Genomic DNA, 16,999 nt, shown 5'->3' on the forward strand with positions numbered 1-16,999 from the left:
CGGCTTCATAAGCAAGCCCGAATTGGGGATGAACGTACCACATCAATCGATACAACCGACTGCCGCGGCACTCGACCCGTCTACTTCTTTAAATAGCTCTTCCCGCCGCTATCGGTCGTGCAATAGCGCCCTCCTCGAGGCCCGGTGCAGTACGAACCTGACCGGCATGAGCACTGGCCGTCCTCCGCCCGAGACATGTTCTCATTCCCACCCCCCATTAGCCCCAGGGCGCCACCCATATACGCGGAACACGAACGCTTGCTTCCGCTTACGGAGCCGTCGTTGCAGATAAAGGTCTCTCCGCGACAGCCGGCGATGCCTCCTTTGCTTCCACTACACGGAGTGTTTGCGGAGTGAGACGTCGCTGTACCCAGCCCAACGAGAATAAGGATCGCGACAGCGGAGACGCGACTGACAGAAGACTGAGCACTCACTTCAGGCCGAGCTCCACTCCGTTGGCTGCACGCGGCTTGCCTATGCTGCTCTTGAGCCAGCATTCCGATTTCTTGGGGATATAGGAGAAGGCCTTGCATTGGTTTTCGCTGATGCAGGTGGTGAAGCATTCGAGGTAGTTGCTCTTGCGGATACGCTTGTAGTCGCCACCAGGTAGATCGACGCCGGAATAACTTGTGAAATCGGAGACGATCACGCCGGCAGCCATCGACGGTGCATATGCGGCAACCGCATCCGAGTTGCGGATCAGCGCAACGATATTGTTCTTCAGGAAACATGCGCGGTGCTTCGTGTTGTAGGTGATCGCCCTGCACTGATCATCGTCCGTGCACGTGGCGTTACATTCGCTGTACGAAACGTCCTTCAGCATCCGGTAATCGAAGCCGATTGCATCATATCCCCTCGCATTGACCAACTCCGTTGAAATATGTGCGGGCGTCGGCAGGCTAGCTGGCGCACTCTCCACCTTCGTGGAGGCCTGCACCTCAGGTTTCCCGTAGCAGAGAATTTGAAAGACCGAAGGCGTGATCTTTTCCGACAGGTCGGCAGTCGCCACGGGCTGCGCGTCAGGAGCCCGCTCGCCGCTACTGCCGGTCAGCGACTGCGACTGCATGAAAAGGTCGGCCACTGACGCTCGGATAGCAAAATTGATGTTCTGAGCGGTTATCCCAATCTCGTCCGCAGTCTTCTTTGAAAAAGTCGCTGTGGTAATACCCAGTAGGAAACCCTCGCGGTCGACCACGGGGCCACCTGAGTTGCCTGGCTGGATGGGAGTGGATATCTGAATGTAGCGGGTATCGTTACGAAGGCCAGCGAGTGCGTTCACGTTACCGGTGGTGATCTTAACGCTGTCGGAGAGAATGTCAGCGAGAGGATAGCCTATCGCGACTATGTCTTCCCCTAAGCGAACGGGCGCCCTCCTGAAGACAATGGGCGTCAAGCCGTCACCCGAAGGGATCCGGATGAGCGCCAGATCGTTCGTCTCATCGACCCTGGGGTCGGCCGCGACGCCCATCCCTTTAACTTCCACACGTTCGCAGCCGTGAACGACGTGAGCGTTCGTCATAAGCCAACCGTCAGCCGTCACCGCAAACCCAGTACCAGACGATACCGGATCGTCTCCCCACGAACTCGACGCAACTCCGCATGCGAGAATGTATGCGCAGAGCGCTCTCGACCAATTCGCCATTGTAAAGTCCCCAACCTTGGCGACACTAGATTGTAAATTAGTATGTCTGCAACGAAAAAGTGGTGTCCGGCGTTGAGTGCGAGATCAGTTTTTAGCAGCCAGGGCGCTCTTTCATTTTCGAGGATAAAAAGCTTTCTGATGCCTCCGCGGTCGTTCGCATTTTAGCCATCCGATTACCAGCGTTGAAAGGTTCGATGTCGTATGAACGTCTCAAACAGGGACAACCCATTGGCAGACATCGATCCAAAAGCGCAGGCGCTCTCACTGGCGGTCAAGCGGATAACCGACCTGCAGCGGCAGATGACCGACCGTGTCTTGGCGATGGCAGTTGAGATAGAGAAGCTGACGGAAATCGTCCCTGTCGCGGAAGCGAAAGCCTTTCTCAAGGCTCGATGCAATCTGCCAGTCACCGAGCTTTCGACGTACATGGGATTCGCGAAGACCTTGAAGGGCTCGGAGGATGTCCTTCGCAAGGCGCGGGCGTCGTTCCCCGTAGTCAAAGCTCTGGTCGCTTCCGACCAGGACACGCGTCAGGAAATCCTCGAAAGGATGGAGATCGGCGCAAGGGTCGATACAAGGGATGTCGCCCTGATCAGGAGGCGGTTAGCCAACGCAAAGCTGACGCCGGCCGAAGCGTTGACTGCGGCGAACAAGAGGGCTGTCGCGGCGGCTGTACGCCGACAAGCGAAGGCGAATGCCGCCTCCTTCGAAGAACGTATAGCCTCCTTGGTGGAAGAACTGAGGAAGCACTTTCGAACTGGCGGCGAGAGGTCTTCCGTTGCAGAGCGACAGCTCCGTCAACGGGCCGGAGTTTTCAACGTCGAATGTAACCTCCTCTTCGGCGACGCCAGGAATGATTTGGCTTCAATTAGACCAGCGACACCAGCATTCCGCATCGCGATGGCCCGAAAAGTGCTTGGAGACTTCGCGTCGGGGCAGCTCACCGAAATCGGGCCGGTGGAGACGAGCGCACTGTCGTCGCTATCGGGCCAGAGCCGAACGGCAGTACGCGGGCTGACTCGCAAACCGCTAGCCACAGTCCCTCCGCGCCACTATCGTCCCCGCGCTATCGAACTGTGTGCAGGTGCCGGCGGGCTAGCGTTGGGCTTGGAACGCGCCGGTTTCGAACATGTTGCCCTGATCGAAAAGAACAGAAATGCTACGGCTACTCTGCGCGCGAACCGGCCGCACTGGAATGTCGTGGAGGCCGACGTCCGGAAGATGGACTTCACTCAATACCGCGACCAAAGGATAGACCTACTGACCGGGGGCCTTCCTTGTACTCCCTTCAGCACGGTGGGCCAGAAGAAGGGACAGCACGACGAGAATGACCTGATGAGAGAAGGCGTTCGCGCCGTCCGCGAGATTGCGCCCCAGGCGTTCATGTTTGAAACCGTTGAAGGCTTTCTCCACTCGCGCCACGCAGACTACGTTGCTTTCCTTCTGCGCGAGTTTTCGAAGGCCGGATACTCGGCGGAAATCCACCGCATCAATGCGAGAGATTACGGCGTTGCTCAGAACAGGTCCCGGATCATGTTTGTGGGGCTGCGCAAAGACTTAGCCGGTAGCTTCCGGATGCCGAGGAAGTTACCGCAACTCGCTGTAAATGTGGGGGACGCCCTCGCCGACCTTATGGGCGAAAACGGATGGTCCGGCGCGGAAGCCTGGCTTCAGTCCATGAAGGATGGCAACTATAGGGCAGACACAATCCGTGGCTACCAAGGTAACGCTCGCGATGGAGAGGCGATCCGAGCCAATCAAAGGAAGCTTCGCTACGCGCCTCCTGCCAAAGCAGCACCGACTGAAGATGAAGGGTCGCAGGAAGGATTCGTGCCGGGCCTGACGAACCGAATGCGTGCCAGACTGCAGGGATTCCCTGATGACTGGAGCTTCATCGGAGGGCTCGGATCAGTGGCTGACCAGATCGGCAACGCTGTCGTCCCGGCTGTCGCGCAGGCGACGGGACTGGCGATGCTTTCGGCCGTGAAAGGGTGGGAGATCGAGTGGGAGGCGATGATGGGCACGGGCGCTAGGCAATCAGGCCGGGTCCGGTTGGACTCACCTTCTATCGGCGATATCGATCACCTGACGAGCTTCGAAAAGGATTTAGTTTCATGAACTTCCGGGTGGACACGCGCATGGACGAGGATGGCACGATGTATCATGAGGTTCGAACACCTCTTGGTGGCCACTATCAAGGGGTCGACGACGAACTCGTGGAACTGATCGAAATCGCCGCGGGAGACGAGAGGCGGCACGCTGATGAGCTTCGTTCGGCGCAGGAAATCGTCGCCAGGTTTATTAGCTATTGTCAGCAAATGGAGGCTGAAAGAACGGCACAACTCCAGATTGAGGAAGCGCAGTTCGTTCGCATTTTGCAACGAGATGAGCATGACAACGTTATCGAAGTCCTCATGACTGAAGACGAGCTCGATAGCCTTCTGGCGTTCCGAACGACGCCGTAAAGCGTTCGGCGTTATCGAAATGCTCGTCAGACAACAGTCGAACATGCCCCCGCAGACGTGCGACGGTCAACGTGAGCGGATCAGACAGGTTCAGCACAGCTCCCGGACCGTGTTCGTCCTCAATTTTTCGCCATATCGCAGAGTCAGCTTCGATCTTCTCGACCGCCGTCCTTTCGCTTTCGGACAGCATAATTATTTCCATAGCGCGCTCTTTTAGCAGACGCTCTATCGCGCCGACGTTCCGCGCCGAGTAAAGTTTCAGCAGTAGCGTGTAAGGATCGGTGGTAGACATCTGTTCTATCCTTCTGATCACAAAATCATCGGACGCCGGGAGGCCGGCCACAAGCCGGCGTAGCGATCAGCCCTCATTGCGTGGTGATAGGTGGCGCCGATCGCTTCGGTCGTGATACGAAGGAGATGTCCTACTTGGGAAGAGAAACTGCATGCGCCGACGATCCGTTGCAAGCCTGATAGTCCTGGTAACCGCTGTGTCGGCCACGGCCGCCGACTTCAATCCCTATGGCAACGGCCGCTTCGGATACAGCGTCGACCTTCCCGACGACTTCAAGACTGTTTTCACTCCAGAGAATGGCGACGGCGTTGGTCTCGAGAGCGCAGACGGCCAGGCGAAGCTATCGGTCTGGGGAAACTACTTGGCCGAAGGCGGCTTCTCCAAAGAGAGCGATCTCCGCAAGAAGTTCGAGATCGAAGAAGGCTGGAAGTTCACCTACGAGAAGCGAGGAGCGTCATGGGCGAGCTTCTCTGGTACGAGAGGCGACCGCATCATCTACATGCGACAGATCGCGCTGTGTAACGACGCCATGGGAAATTTCACGCTGGAGTACCCGGCCGCGCAGCAGAAGCGGTACGGGCAGGTTGTTGATAGGATGGTCAAGACGCTGAAGGCGCCGAAGCACTGCGAGTAGACGATCTTCCCAGGCCCGCCACAGACGTGCCTGGTTTCTGCCCCACGTCCTCCTGGAAGGTCATGTCCCAGCTTCTAGCTTCCGACAACGGATTCCATCAAAACCCGACGACTGTCATCGAGAGATACGTCGCTCCCGTACCTCAGACGAACGCTTTGTTCCTTGGCCACCTCTTTGGCGAGATCATCGATTTCGATCGACAAGGTTCGGAGGCCCTCGTATTTTTGGTCGGTGTCAAAGATGCGCCGCGATCCATCGGGAACCCAGAGGGACTTCGCCTTCTCGGAATTATGATACAGCTCGTCCAGAAAGCGCTGCGTTTCAGCGAGTACTGCAAGCTCGTAGTATGCTCCTGCCTTCAGGCCGGCGAGATTGCAGTGGTACAGCGTGCTCGCAACATCGAAGCTCGGAAAGTTGATGGTCTTCCCGTCCTCGATCGCATCGTTCTTTACGTTCTTGCAGAGACGAATTGCCTTCTTCAGACCAGTGCCCGCAACCGCATCTTGTTGTTCGATCCGATAGATGTGTAGGAATGGATAGTTCGAGATCGCCGTCAGCACCTTCTTATCGAGGATGTAGACGCCTCTGTCTCGTTCGAGATTGGATGATTGGTAATCCACGGTATCGTACCAATGTGAAGGCACCACATCGACGGGGCGACGAAGGGAGCCGCTGGAAATCGCGATTGCCTTTCCTCCGCTCGTATCGACGGTGGCCGCAGGATACCTGAGCTTTAGGATCTTCTCGGCTTCAGCGCGGAGAGTCTGCAGCACGCCGAGCGACGTTCTGTCCGTAGGGTAGTAGGAGCCTGACCTCGCCATCAGCCCACCCGTGTCGTACCTCAGGAAGCTTGAATCGATAGTTAGCAGATCGACGTCGCTCACTCCGCGAATGTGGACGTTCAACGGGACAGAGCCTTGAAGACGAAACTGCACCGAAATACCGGCCGTCGTTAGGCCTTCCAAGAGTTGCTGTCCTACCCGCTCCGCGGTCTCGATACTGATCCTCGTATAGTCCTGATCGACCTCCTGCATCGCGCCGAGGCAGTAGCGCGTATAGGGCTGGTCCGTTGCCCGTTTCTGCCACATTTCCTCCAGTTAGCTTTTCCTCATAACCTCGACGGCGTCGTCTTGAGCGACCATCCCAAGTCTGTCGATGCCGGAACGACGGGTTCGAAGCTGTTCCAAACGTTTGTCGATGTCTCTAGCCATGGTGTGTCCTCTCCAGGTTCATCGTCCCAAATGTGTATCTGCCATGCCCATTGAAGTACTCGCCTTCGCCGGCCGTCAGTTCCTTGTCGAATACGATTTCGGCGAAACCCCTATGCGCGTTGAGCTCCGTCTCTCCGATCCTTGGTTCGTTGCTATAGCTGTAGAAGACACGCCACCCGTCCGCCTCGTCCTTGACGAGTGCCGCACTCTTGCTGTTGGAGGCGGAGGTGGCGGTTTTCAATCTGATGCGAATTTTGTCCCACGATTGAACGATGGTGACGGTGCCGCTCCACTCGTATTCGGGGTTCGTAGTGGTCCCTACCGTTCGACCAGTGCACGTCCACGTACCGCTGAGGTCGGGAACCTGAAGTACTGCCTGGACGATCCGCCACCGCCAAGCATGCCGGTTCAGTAGCCAAGCAAGAACCATGAAGACGACGCCCGCTCCTACCAAGGACAGTATGCTGGGAGGGAGATTCACTGGCAGCCCCATACTATGAGCTAAGTCCACGGCCCAAAGTAGAGCGAACACGATACCGCCGGAAACGGTGGCAGAAGCAATAGCGAGCCATCTCCCCACACTTAGTCGGCTGACACCACCTAGGTGTGTATACTCGTGTTCCAGCATATCTGCATCGTGCCTTCATTAGAAGGCACGACAATACGCACTACAATCTATGAAGGTAAAAGTTGAAAAAGATTAGTTCGGCGAAAAACTAATCTAATCCACAGCTAATTTGTGTTTACTGCTTCAAGAATAGCGAATTGTAATTCGGTCGAATCCGATGCCGTCCGAAATCCACCTCTGCGGAGTTTCTGAAAACCGGTACAACTTGAGTGTTGTCGCGAAGCAGGACGAGTGAATTGTTCTACGTGATACCGAGATCTCCCGTCGCCACTTGTGCATTCGATTGGCTTTCTCTTGGTGGACAGCGCCCACATCAGTGCGCTGAGGGTTCTCGAAAATCATGTCTCGAGCCGCCACTCGGACCGGAGTGTTTTCGGTATCGTGGCGTTAAGAACACTGCTTCTCCCGCACTCGCGAATGAAGACTGTTTGAACTTCACATGTTGAGGATCGTGCAGCGGACCCTACCCACGACGATGGGGTCGTTGTCTGGGAAGATTGTTTCATGTCTCGGGTTAGACGAGACCGGCTCGAAGCGCATGGGGCCTGAGCGGTAACGCTTGTAGGTGGCGTTGCCCTCCACGTCCGAGATGACGTAGAAGCCGTTGGAAACGAGGTTGCGGTCGCTGCGATCGACAAAAATGATAGAGTCCGGTGGAGAGATCCTGTCTATTGATTCGCCGCTGACCTTCAAGGCTATCCAGTCTCCAGACGCCGGTGCATCCGCCACTCGGATGTAGCCGAGCGCTTCATCGGCAATATCGTCGCCGATCATGGCACCGGCGCTGACCCAAGCGAGATACGGGACGCTCAAGGCGGGAATGCCCTCCGCATCCGGCGTATAGGATGGGTCGAGTTCATGAACGCCGACGCCTAGGGCTTGAGCAAAAGCGGGAAGCTCGATCGTTCGTTCTGGCCGGTCTCTAGCTGAGAGATGAGCTGCTGGCTCACACCCGACAGTTCCGCAACTTTTGCCTGCGATAGGCTTTTGATCTTCCGGATCGTTTTCAGATTATCGCCAACAATACCCATGCTGACGGCTTTACCACGATGTTGATGGACGATCATCCTCCTTAATATGGCGGCTACGCAGCGTCTGGCATGCGCACAGAAGTTCCCAGGATCAGGTTAGTTGCTCGGGAATAAAACCGCCCGTCTGGCGTTTCCATAGGCTGGCAAACAGCCCCTCGCCTTCGATCAATTCCTCCAGCCTCCCTTCTTCTACAATTCGTCCGTGGTCGAGCACAACAATTCGATCCATCCGAGCAATCGTCGAGAGGCGATGTGCTATGGCGATAACCGTTTTACCCTCCATGGCAAGGTTCAGCTTTTCCTGAATAGCGGCCTCAGATTCACTGTCGAGCGCCGACGTCGCCTCGTCCAGCACGAGGATAGGCGCATCCTTGAGAAGCACACGAGCAATGGCCACCCGCTGGCGCTGGCCGCCCGAAAGCTTAATGCCGCGATCGCCCACGAAGGCATCGTACCCTTCCCGGCCCTCGCCGTCGGTAAGATCGGCGATAAAGCCATCCGCGCTCGCCATCTTCGCCACTCTCTCGATCTCTTCCTGCGTCGCATACGGCCGGCCATAACGGATATTGTCACCGACAGATCGGTGAAGAAGAGCAACATCCTGGGATATCACGCCGATCGTACGCCGAAGGCTCGTTTGTGTGACCGCTCGGATATCCTGACCGTCCACGAGGATGTTACCATCTTGAATATCGTAGAAGCGCAGGAGAAGACTCGCGAGTGTCGTCTTGCCCGCACCCGAAAGCCCAACGAGGCCTACCTTCTCGCCGGGCCTGACCGTGAGCGACAAAGAGTCGATGACAGTCTTACCCGACTTGTACGCGAAGCTAACATTCTCGAACCGTATCTCGCCTGCTTCAACTTGGAGATCGGCGGCATCCGACCGATCCGTGATCGTTGGCGGCGTCGTCATGACGGGCATCGCGTCCTTGATGGTGCCGATCGCCTGGAAAACCTGCTGGCCCACTTGCAGGAAGGTGAAGATTTGCGCTGACAGGCGCTGAAGAATGTAAACTGCGCCGACGAACTCGCCGACAGTCAGGAAACCCTTTAGGAGACCAGAAAAGCCGATCGTCAGCATGCTCACCCAGAGCAGCGTGTTGAGAATGACTACCGTCGCTTCCGAGGTGCGGTATACCCGTTGTTCTCTCTGCTGTGTCTTCACAGTATTCAGAATAGCGCGGCGGATAGCGCCCGCCTCGCTGTCTTCAGCGGCGAACTGCTTAATCATCTGCATATTGGTATAGAGATCGGTGATTGCACCTGCCAGAAGGCTTCGCTGCTTGGCAGTCCGACGAGCGCTCTCGGCAAAGATGGGGACGATCCTCACCGCATATGCGATATTGAGAATTATCCAGATAACAACCGGCAGCGCGAGTTGCCATGACAGCGCACTGAGGAGGATGACAGAGCCAACCATCTGGAACAGGAACCGAGGAATGGTCTGGAACGCAGCTATGATCTGTTGCTGGACCGCAGACGCCACCTGCTGCAGTCGCGAAGCAACTTGACCGGCGAAAAGCTCGTGGAAGAACGCGAGATCCTGATGTTCAACCGCCTTGTGGCCCTGCCATTGGATCGCGGCGGGCATGCCGATGCCAAGCGTATGCGACTGGAGCGTGTTGAGCAGGAACGAGGCGATCGGCATTGCTGGAAATATCAGGAAACCGAGAAATGCGAGAAGTGGCCACTCGCTCTGGAGGAATGCACTTGCACCATGTTGACCAACACCGTCAACCACGACCGAAAGTCCCCAGACAATCGACAGATTGATGGCCTCCATGGCCATGGCGGAAAGCGCCAGGCCGATCAATACCCCACGGAACATGGATATGAAATGCAAGAGGACTGCGACTGGTCCGCTGGACGGCAGCGGCCGGTACGGTATCTCTAGTGGCTCAATCAGCTTTTCGAATGGGCGGTAGATTGCATCTGAAATGGACATGGTCGCTCGAACTCTGGATGGAAGGGAGGGCGAGGATTCAACTTCTAGAACAAAACATCTTGCGGCAGCGATCTCAACCGGAAATCAACCAGTGAGGACAATTGGGGCTGCCTCACCCCAATAGCGGACTTCCGACAAAAGTGGACATTCCATCGCAACGATGGACAGAGCTGTTAACCTTCAACGCCCCGACCTCGCTCCATGAACACTTCCAACGCATTCTGTGCGAACGGCTGAATATAGCTTGGCCATCCCGTTGCAATAAGCTCATCTTCAGTCACCAGCAGCGGCGTTGCATCGCACGCGTAGCGCATCAGGATTAGGACCGCTGTAGCGACCTCTACCTCATCTTGGGACATTGTCGACGGGGGATCGTAAGCGCCCTCGATGGGAAACCAACCGAAAAACCAGTTGAAGTATCCTGCGGAACCAAACTTGCGTACGGTATCGTTGCCGTCCACAAGAAGCTCCAATACGTCGATGCAGCGATTTCGCAAGCGCTGGGCTAGTAGGTTTTCTGGAGTAGGTTCGCTGATCACAAGCTGTTAAACCAAATTATGGAAACGTACGCCATAACAGATTGTATCCTGGTGGCCGCTTCGGGCCAAAATCGACCTTTGACATGTGGGCCGCTCAAGCGCCCGATCTACCAGATCGCCACTTATAAAGGGCAAATATGTACGCCTACGACGTTGAGAACTTGAACGGTAAAGTTAGAGGGGCTCTCCTTCCTGGCGCTGCACACAGCAAGACGGGAGTACTCGTTCTAGGCGGCTCCAGTGGGAGAGTTGACATCACGAGGGCTGGTTTATTCGCACAAGCCGGGGCACATGCGTTGGCGTTGCAATGGTTCGGAGGACCCAGTCAGTCGCCAGGAATTTGCGAAATCCCGCTTGAGACTTTCATTGATGCAACGGACCTTCTAACGTCGAGGGAATGTAACCGTATCATTGTTGTCGGAACGTCAAAGGGCGCTGAAGCGGCCCTCCTTGCATCAACCATTGATCAGCGCATCAAAGCCGTGGTTGCGATTAGCCCAACGTCGGTGGTTTGGGGTAACATTGGTGAAGGTGTTGACGGTATAGCCTGGCCCGAACGATCATCTTGGTCGTTAAAAGGTACTCCATTAGACTTCATTCCGTCCGACCTGAGTTGGCAGAAAGAATACAGAGATGGCCTGATCTCCTATCGTTCATTTTTCGAGAAATGTCTTGCCAACGACGTCCAAACAAACGAGCGCGCAAGAATTCCAGTCGAACTGTCCGTCGCCGAGCTGATCCTCGTGGCGGGTGGCGACGATGCGCTCTGGCCATCCGACGATTTCGCTCGTGAGATCGTTCAATCGCGACAGGCGCACGGAAAGTCGGCGACACTCATTTTCGATCAAGATGCTGGTCACCGGATATTATTCCCCGGTGAATCAACTCAGCGATCCAGCCTACATTCACACGGCGGGACTGACGAAGCCGACGCGGAACTCGGCCAGAGAGCATGGCAGACAATAGAAAAACTGTTGTAAGTTGATCGGTGCCAATGACCGCGTCGAGGCAAGATTTCTTGCAATTCGCACCAAGATCAGCCTTTGAGAAGACGCTCACAAGCAGTAGTCTCGACCGGCTCAGGAAGGCTACCATGGCATTGACCAGTAAAATTACACCTTACGATGATCAATGGCCAAGCCTGTTCGACGCTGAAAAGGCTCGCATACAGAGGGTGTTCGCACCGCATGTGGTGGAAATCGAGCATGTTGGAAGCACGGCAGTCCCTGGACTTGCCGCTAAGCCTGAAATCGACCTTCTGGTCGTGTCGGATCATCAAGATCAAGATCGGGTTGATCGGGAGATGACTTCCCTTGGGTACGTGAGAGGAAAGAACCTCTCGGACGGGCACATATTTTACCGACGAGATGTCGGTGGCGTCCGGACCCATAAGGTTCATGTGTGTCGGCCTGGGCATTGGCAGGTTTCTAGGATGCTACGCTTTCGTGACATGCTCCAAGAGGACTACGAACTACGGCACAAGTATCAGAGTCTGAAGTTGGAACTTGAGGCGAGAAACGAGTTCGGCATCAAAGAGTACCTAGCTGATAAGGCCTCCTTCATTGATGGTGTGGTGGGACCGCCACCAGAAGACGCTTAGAATGGGATCCGCCGTGGCGCTGATGCGCCTATAGGCGACATTGTGCCTGCCGCAAAACTCCCTATTCTGCGACGTCGCAAAAGTCAGGGAAACAAGTGTCGCATTAATTGGGATTTTTGCGACAGACAATCGCGTATGAGGCCCAATGAAGTATCAGAAGTTTTTCATACCATCCGGCGAGGCCGGGGTTAGATTAGAAGTCGTTGCAGCCAAGCCTCAACATGACGGCCCATATCCGACGATCATTTTCAACCACGGCTCTACCGGGCGAGGTCAAAGCAAGGCTCTCTATTCAAGGACGATATGTCCGGCTGTCATAGGAAACTATTTCGTTGAGCGGGGCTGGATGGCCCTGTTTCCTCAACGCCGAGGGCGAGGGAAATCGGAGGGAATCTACGGAGAAGGGCTTGCTCCCGACGGCTCCGGCTATTCCTGCAATGTCGATATTGCGATTGCGGGTTTCGAACGGGCTGTTGAGGATGTGGATTCCGTAGTCCGCTATCTGCGCGAGCAACCTGACGTGGATCAGGATCAACTTGCTATCGGGGGTGTTTCTCGCGGCGGCATCTTGGCGATAGCATATGCGGGGATGCGGCCGAATACATTCCGAGGTGCGGTCAATTTCAACGGCGGCTGGCTTGGCAGAGGTTGCCCCAGCCATGAAACCGTCAATCCGCTAATCTTCGAACGTGGTGCGCCTAGCGGAATTTCGACGCTCTGGCTGCACGGTAGTCATGACCAATACTACCGGATCGGGCATTGTAGAGGGAATTTTGAAAGGTTTTTGTCAGCCGGAGGTCAGGGGAAGTTTGTCACTGCCCCCATGGGCCATGCATTGATGTTCAAGCCTGCGCTATGGAGAGATCACCTCGATCAATACTTGAGCGACATCACCATGTCGCCCAACTCCTGACATTCGCGACAGATCGACCGCGCCCGAAATTTAAAGGGGAATTTCTGTCGCGAAACTCAGTTGCAAAAATCAGAGTTTCGCGACCGACTTATGCGACGGCCAATGACCGCAATGGGCCGGGAGGCGCCAGTCGCCCTGCACCAACATTAACATTGACATCTTGCCTACCGCAAAAACTCCCTACTGTGCGGCGTCGCCAAAGCCAGAAAAAACAAGTGTCACTTTAATTGGGACTTCGCGACAGATCGGCAGCCAGGTAGACGGTCAGCCGGATTGAAGCTCTTGCATCCAGACATGTCCTGGATGCAGCACCTCCAACCATTGACGAAGGGCGAATTTCTCACTGGATTCCAAGCGAGGTAAGGCATTGCGGAAGTCCCCGTGATCTTTGTCGCGGGCGTGCTTGGCTTTGAAGAGCAAGACGATGTGCGGTGCCAGATATCGGATGCCGCCGGCTGTTGCGCGTATGACTTCGCTTCGCGGCAAGGTGAAAGATGGATCGCGCTTGTAGAACCACATATCCGGCGATCCCCGATCGACCATCATGTCGACGCGCCAGCGCCCGGCGCCAATATCCGCACCCCACTGCTGCCAAACATCCGTAGGCAGTTGTTCTACCAGGGGGAGATGGTCAAGTTTGCCATCCTTCGCTGTGAAGAACTCCAGATCCGACAGGGCGCCGCGATAGCGTTGAGCCTGGCAAGCAAGCACCGAGAACTCCAAGTCTTCATGCGCACGGGTCAGCTCGCCGTGCCAAAGGTCCAAGGCCCAGCCGCCTACGATGTACCAGTCGGCGTTAGACCCGCCGAGACGAGCGAACAATTCATCCGGGGACCATGGTTCCCAAGCGTCATCTGGCGGTGGCTGCATGAAGCGTTGCTCCTGAATGGACAAGAACGCCTGATACGTGAGCTGACCCCTATGTTCAATGACCGCTTCGGGCCAGTGGCCGTCATGGCGGCGTTGCGCCAACCGGAGACATTGAGAGACAAGTCCGTTAAGTTGGCGTCGTGGAACGAGGTTGAATGATGCTTATTATCTTCGGCGGACTCCCTGGGTCGGGAAAAAGTACGGTTGCGCAGGCGCTGGCACTGAGGATAGGGGCGCTCTATCTTAGAGTGGACACAGTCGAGCAGGCAATCCGTACATCCGCACCGTTAGCGGAAGGAATGGATGTTGGTCCGAGTGGGTATGTGACACTCTGTCGATTGGCGACCGATAATCTGCGGCTTGGGCATAGGGTCATCGCAGACTCCGTGAATCCTTTGCCTGTAACCCGGAGTGCATTTCGAAATGTCGCGGCTGAGTCCGGCAGTAACTTCATCGAGGTCGAAATCGTTTGCTCTGATGCGGCGCTCCATCGCCATCGCGCCGAGACAAGATCACCCTCTGTCGAAGGACTGTCGCCACCCTCTTGGGCGGCAATCCAGACCATGAACTACAAGCCTTGGAAAGCCGATTTGCGCCTAGACACCTCCCTTCTGTCTGTCGAAGAAAGTGTAGCGGAGATCGTGAGTAAGCTGAGCGCATGACCGGTTTGGGGCAATAGCCGTCATGGCGGCGTTGCGCCAGTAGCGGACGTCGTAATTATTGTCCCTCTATGAGGAAACGCAGAAGGTTTGCATAGCCTCGCGCATCATCGATCGCACGGTGCGTATGTTCGACAGAGCCCAACCATTCTGGCGGATAATGCTCAACGTCGCAGTCAGCATATTCGCGCCCGGTCTTTCCGGCCACCATCGACATGATGCAGAGCGGTGCATATCGAAATAGTCGATCTGCGATCCACGGACCTTCAAATAGCGGCCTGCCGGTGAAGCGTTTTAAGTAATAATCAAACCACGGACCATCCAAAGCTACAGGATGTGCCGCGAATATGGCTGTTCACCAAAAGATTTCACCCACGTCACGAATTGATCCATAACGACCTTAGCTGGGCCGAGCATTCTCCGTAGAAGCTGCCCATGCCGCTGGGTGTTTACTCCAAAAGTCCATCGTCACAGCATCGCTAGTTGCCTCATCCAAGGTCTCTAGAACACCTTCGAATTCTCCCACAACTTCCCCTTTTTCCGACAGGGCAACGGAGCCAAACGCAAGCATTGAATGCTTCCCCGGTATTGGCCCGTCGAACTCGCAATCCGTTACGATGTAGATTGAACCGCGCCGGGTTTGCCGGAGGCCATTTCGTTTAAGTTATGCGGCCACGGCCGGTGCGTCCAGCATGGCGTAATATCGTTCTTCGGCTTCGGCTGGCGGTATGTTGCCGATGGGCTCCAGAAGGCGACGGTTGTTGAACCAATCTACCCATTCCAGCGTGGCGAACTCCACGGCTTCGAAGTTTCGCCACGGTCCTCGCCGATGGATGACCTCGGCCTTGTAAAGACCATTGACCGTTTCAGCGAGAGCGTTGTCATAGGAATCTCCAACACTCCCGACCGACGGCTCGATGCCCGCTTCCGCCAGCCGTTCGGAATAGCGAATGGACACATATTGCGATCCGCGGTCGGAATGGTGAATCAGTCCTCCACGGTGGACGGGCCGCCGATCATGAAGCGCCTGGTCGAGGGCATCGAGAACGAAACCCGCATGGGCAGTCCGGCTTGCTCGCCAACCGACGATGCGGCGAGCGAAGGCATCGATCACGAACGCGACGTAAACAAAGCCCTGCCAAGTGGCCACATACGTGAAATCAGAAAGCCAGAGCATGTTGGGCGCAGGCGCGAAAAAGTGCCGGTTCACCCGGTCGAGCGGACAAGGCGCGGCCTTGTCCGACACGGTGGTTTTGACGGGTTTGCCACGGATGATGCCCTGTAGTCCCATTGCCCTCATAAGCCGAGCAACAGTGCAGCGGGCGATGTCGTAGCCTTCTCGCTGCAACTGCCGCCAGACTTTACGCACGCCATAGACCTGGAAGTTCTCGTTGAACACCCGGCGTATCTCGATCTTCAAACCGATATCGCTGCGGGCTCGGACCGATAGGCGATCCACATCCAGACGCTTGGCAACGTTCTCGTAGTAGGTTGATGGGGCAATCGGCAAAAGCCTGCAGATCGGCTCGACCCCGAACACGCCACGGTGTTCGTCAATGAACGAGATCATCGTTTGAAGGGGCGGTCGAGCTCCGCCATCGCGAAATAAGCAGACGCCTTGCGCAAAATCTCGTTGGCCTGACGAAGCTCGCGGTTCTCCCGCTCAAGAGCCTTCATCTTCTCGGCCGCGTCGCTCGGCAAGCCTGCTCGTTTGCCGCTGTCGACCTCGGTCTTCTTCACCCATTCATGCAGCGTGGCTGGCGAGCAACCGATCTTGCCCGCAATAGATGAAACGGCAGCCCACCGCGACGGGTGCTCAGCCTCGTGATCAAGCACCATACGGATGGCGCGTTGGCGGGCTTCAGGTGAAAACTTGTTCGTTGTCTTGCTCATATCGGCTCCACTCTCTCAGAAGTTGGAGCCTCCGGCAAACCCGGCGCGGTTCATCACCGGGTCGGAATTTGCTGGGAAGGGGATATCAGAGGCCGACATTCCCGATGCCATATTCACTGCGTTGCGAGATGGTAAAATTGTTGATTACCAGGGACAGGGAATGGGGCGACCTGTCTACGAGTATATTTACAAAGGGAAGACCCAGTACACAGCGATAACTGTATCAGAAAACGGGTTCATAGTTGGTGCAAATCCGAAGTCTGGACCATGAGGCGGGATAATGTCTAAATCGTATTCTAAGATGAAACTGATGTCGGACTACCAGTGCTGGTGCATATGGGATATGGTTGATCCAAACAACGTTAACCCCGATACATTACCCATCTCAAATGAGCTGAAGCGGGCGTTGCATAATTGGGAAAGCGCATTTGATGCAACGCTCGACTTGATTGATCACACGAATATTGGGTTCCTCAGCGAACAACAATATAATGATTTCTATGACTTAGGCTGGGAGTTGTTTTCTCGACTACAGTCTGAACTACCTGAGTACGAATGGTGGTACCGCGATCGACGATATCCAGCTATTTTAGATCGCAGACCGTAGCAAGACCCAAGAACGGGCCGCACACTGTTTTCAACGTAACGGGTGAGAAAGCTCTAGCCCTCGTGGATGA

Annotated in this window: 17 protein-coding genes and 1 other annotated feature; of the genes, 7 read left to right on the plus strand and 10 right to left on the minus strand. The window is 55.7% G+C overall.

The window, feature by feature from the left end; translation table 11 throughout:
- Nucleotides 1-430: 430 nt before the first annotated feature.
- A complete protein-coding gene (locus ACQZ5M_RS07740) occupies nt 431-1,519 on the minus strand; it encodes a trypsin-like peptidase domain-containing protein (RefSeq protein WP_449079378.1) in 1,089 nt (362 codons plus the stop codon).
- A gap of 351 nt (nt 1,520-1,870) precedes the next feature.
- Between ACQZ5M_RS07740 and ACQZ5M_RS07745 the strand changes: the two genes are divergently transcribed.
- Together ACQZ5M_RS07745 and ACQZ5M_RS07750 are read left to right on the plus strand one after the other, a co-directional pair.
- Complete coding sequence (locus ACQZ5M_RS07745) at nt 1,871-3,760, plus strand: DNA cytosine methyltransferase (RefSeq protein ID WP_449079379.1); 1,890 nt, start codon at nt 1,871-1,873, stop codon at nt 3,758-3,760.
- 20 nt (nt 3,761-3,780) lie between these two features.
- Nucleotides 3,781-4,107, plus strand: coding sequence for a hypothetical protein (locus ACQZ5M_RS07750; RefSeq protein ID WP_449079380.1), 327 nt, complete (start codon nt 3,781-3,783; stop codon nt 4,105-4,107).
- Here ACQZ5M_RS07750 and ACQZ5M_RS07755 read toward each other — a convergent pair.
- Nucleotides 4,055-4,399, minus strand: a complete 345-nt coding sequence (locus tag ACQZ5M_RS07755; RefSeq protein WP_449079381.1) for a hypothetical protein — start codon at nt 4,397-4,399, stop codon at nt 4,055-4,057. The genes ACQZ5M_RS07750 and ACQZ5M_RS07755 overlap by 53 nt on opposite strands.
- Before the next feature lie 151 nt (nt 4,400-4,550).
- Between ACQZ5M_RS07755 and ACQZ5M_RS07760 the strand changes: the two genes are divergently transcribed.
- Nucleotides 4,551-5,033 carry a hypothetical protein gene (locus tag ACQZ5M_RS07760; protein WP_449079382.1) on the plus strand — a complete coding sequence of 161 codons (483 nt, stop codon included), beginning with the start codon at nt 4,551-4,553 and terminating at the stop codon, nt 5,031-5,033.
- A gap of 74 nt (nt 5,034-5,107) precedes the next feature.
- On the opposite strand, the gene ACQZ5M_RS07765 is transcribed toward ACQZ5M_RS07760, so the two are convergent.
- The 6 genes from ACQZ5M_RS07765 to ACQZ5M_RS07790 form a co-directional block, all read right to left on the minus strand.
- On the minus strand, nt 5,108-6,121 hold the full coding sequence (locus ACQZ5M_RS07765; protein ID WP_449079383.1) for a hypothetical protein: 1,014 nt from the start codon (nt 6,119-6,121) through the stop codon (nt 5,108-5,110).
- 115 nt (nt 6,122-6,236) lie between these two features.
- Nucleotides 6,237-6,872, minus strand: coding sequence for a Cap15 family cyclic dinucleotide receptor domain-containing protein (locus ACQZ5M_RS07770; RefSeq protein WP_449079384.1), 636 nt, complete (start codon nt 6,870-6,872; stop codon nt 6,237-6,239).
- A gap of 435 nt (nt 6,873-7,307) precedes the next feature.
- Complete coding sequence (locus ACQZ5M_RS07775) at nt 7,308-7,685, minus strand: S24 family peptidase (protein WP_449079385.1); 378 nt, start codon at nt 7,683-7,685, stop codon at nt 7,308-7,310.
- Nucleotides 7,686-7,744: 59 nt separating this feature from the next.
- Nucleotides 7,745-7,939, minus strand: a complete 195-nt coding sequence (locus ACQZ5M_RS07780; protein WP_449079386.1) for a helix-turn-helix domain-containing protein — start codon at nt 7,937-7,939, stop codon at nt 7,745-7,747.
- A 55-nt stretch (nt 7,940-7,994) separates the two neighbouring features.
- Nucleotides 7,995-9,848 carry an ABC transporter ATP-binding protein gene (locus ACQZ5M_RS07785; protein WP_449079387.1) on the minus strand — a complete coding sequence of 618 codons (1,854 nt, stop codon included), beginning with the start codon at nt 9,846-9,848 and terminating at the stop codon, nt 7,995-7,997.
- Between the two features lie 173 nt (nt 9,849-10,021).
- Entirely contained in the window at nt 10,022-10,309 is a 288-nt protein-coding gene (locus tag ACQZ5M_RS07790) for a hypothetical protein (protein ID WP_449079388.1), read from the minus strand.
- A gap of 215 nt (nt 10,310-10,524) precedes the next feature.
- Here ACQZ5M_RS07790 and ACQZ5M_RS07795 point away from each other — a divergent pair, with 215 nt between their 5' ends.
- From ACQZ5M_RS07795 to ACQZ5M_RS07805, 3 genes are all read left to right on the plus strand, one after another.
- Entirely contained in the window at nt 10,525-11,367 is an 843-nt protein-coding gene (locus ACQZ5M_RS07795) for an acyl-CoA thioester hydrolase/BAAT C-terminal domain-containing protein (RefSeq protein ID WP_449079389.1), read from the plus strand.
- Nucleotides 11,368-11,480: 113 nt separating this feature from the next.
- Nucleotides 11,481-11,987, plus strand: coding sequence for a GrpB family protein (locus tag ACQZ5M_RS07800; protein ID WP_449079390.1), 507 nt, complete (start codon nt 11,481-11,483; stop codon nt 11,985-11,987).
- A 145-nt stretch (nt 11,988-12,132) separates the two neighbouring features.
- Entirely contained in the window at nt 12,133-12,900 is a 768-nt protein-coding gene (locus tag ACQZ5M_RS07805) for an alpha/beta hydrolase family protein (RefSeq protein WP_449079391.1), read from the plus strand.
- 264 nt (nt 12,901-13,164) lie between these two features.
- Here ACQZ5M_RS07805 and ACQZ5M_RS07810 read toward each other — a convergent pair whose 3' ends face one another.
- On the minus strand, nt 13,165-13,770 hold the full coding sequence (locus ACQZ5M_RS07810; RefSeq protein ID WP_449079392.1) for a nucleotidyltransferase domain-containing protein: 606 nt from the start codon (nt 13,768-13,770) through the stop codon (nt 13,165-13,167).
- Between the two features lie 158 nt (nt 13,771-13,928).
- On the opposite strand from ACQZ5M_RS07810, the gene ACQZ5M_RS07815 reads away from it, so the two are divergent.
- The gene (locus ACQZ5M_RS07815) at nt 13,929-14,432 is read left to right on the plus strand and encodes an AAA family ATPase (RefSeq protein WP_449079599.1); all 504 of its coding nucleotides are present in this window, start codon (nt 13,929-13,931) and stop codon (nt 14,430-14,432) included.
- 661 nt (nt 14,433-15,093) lie between these two features.
- On the opposite strand, the gene ACQZ5M_RS07820 is transcribed toward ACQZ5M_RS07815, so the two are convergent.
- Nucleotides 15,094-16,322, minus strand: a protein-coding gene (locus tag ACQZ5M_RS07820) for an IS3 family transposase (RefSeq protein ID WP_449079393.1) whose coding sequence is annotated in 2 segments (ribosomal slippage) — nt 15,094-16,028 and nt 16,028-16,322 — 1,230 coding nt in all. Because the reading frame shifts where the segments join, the coding sequence is not laid out codon by codon here.
- Nucleotides 15,925-16,041 (minus strand) — a sequence feature (AL1L pseudoknot). It overlaps the preceding gene by 117 nt.
- Nucleotides 16,323-16,999 lie beyond the last annotated feature (677 nt).

The sequence above is a fragment of the Rhizobium sp. 22-785-1 genome, assembly GCF_053521965.1.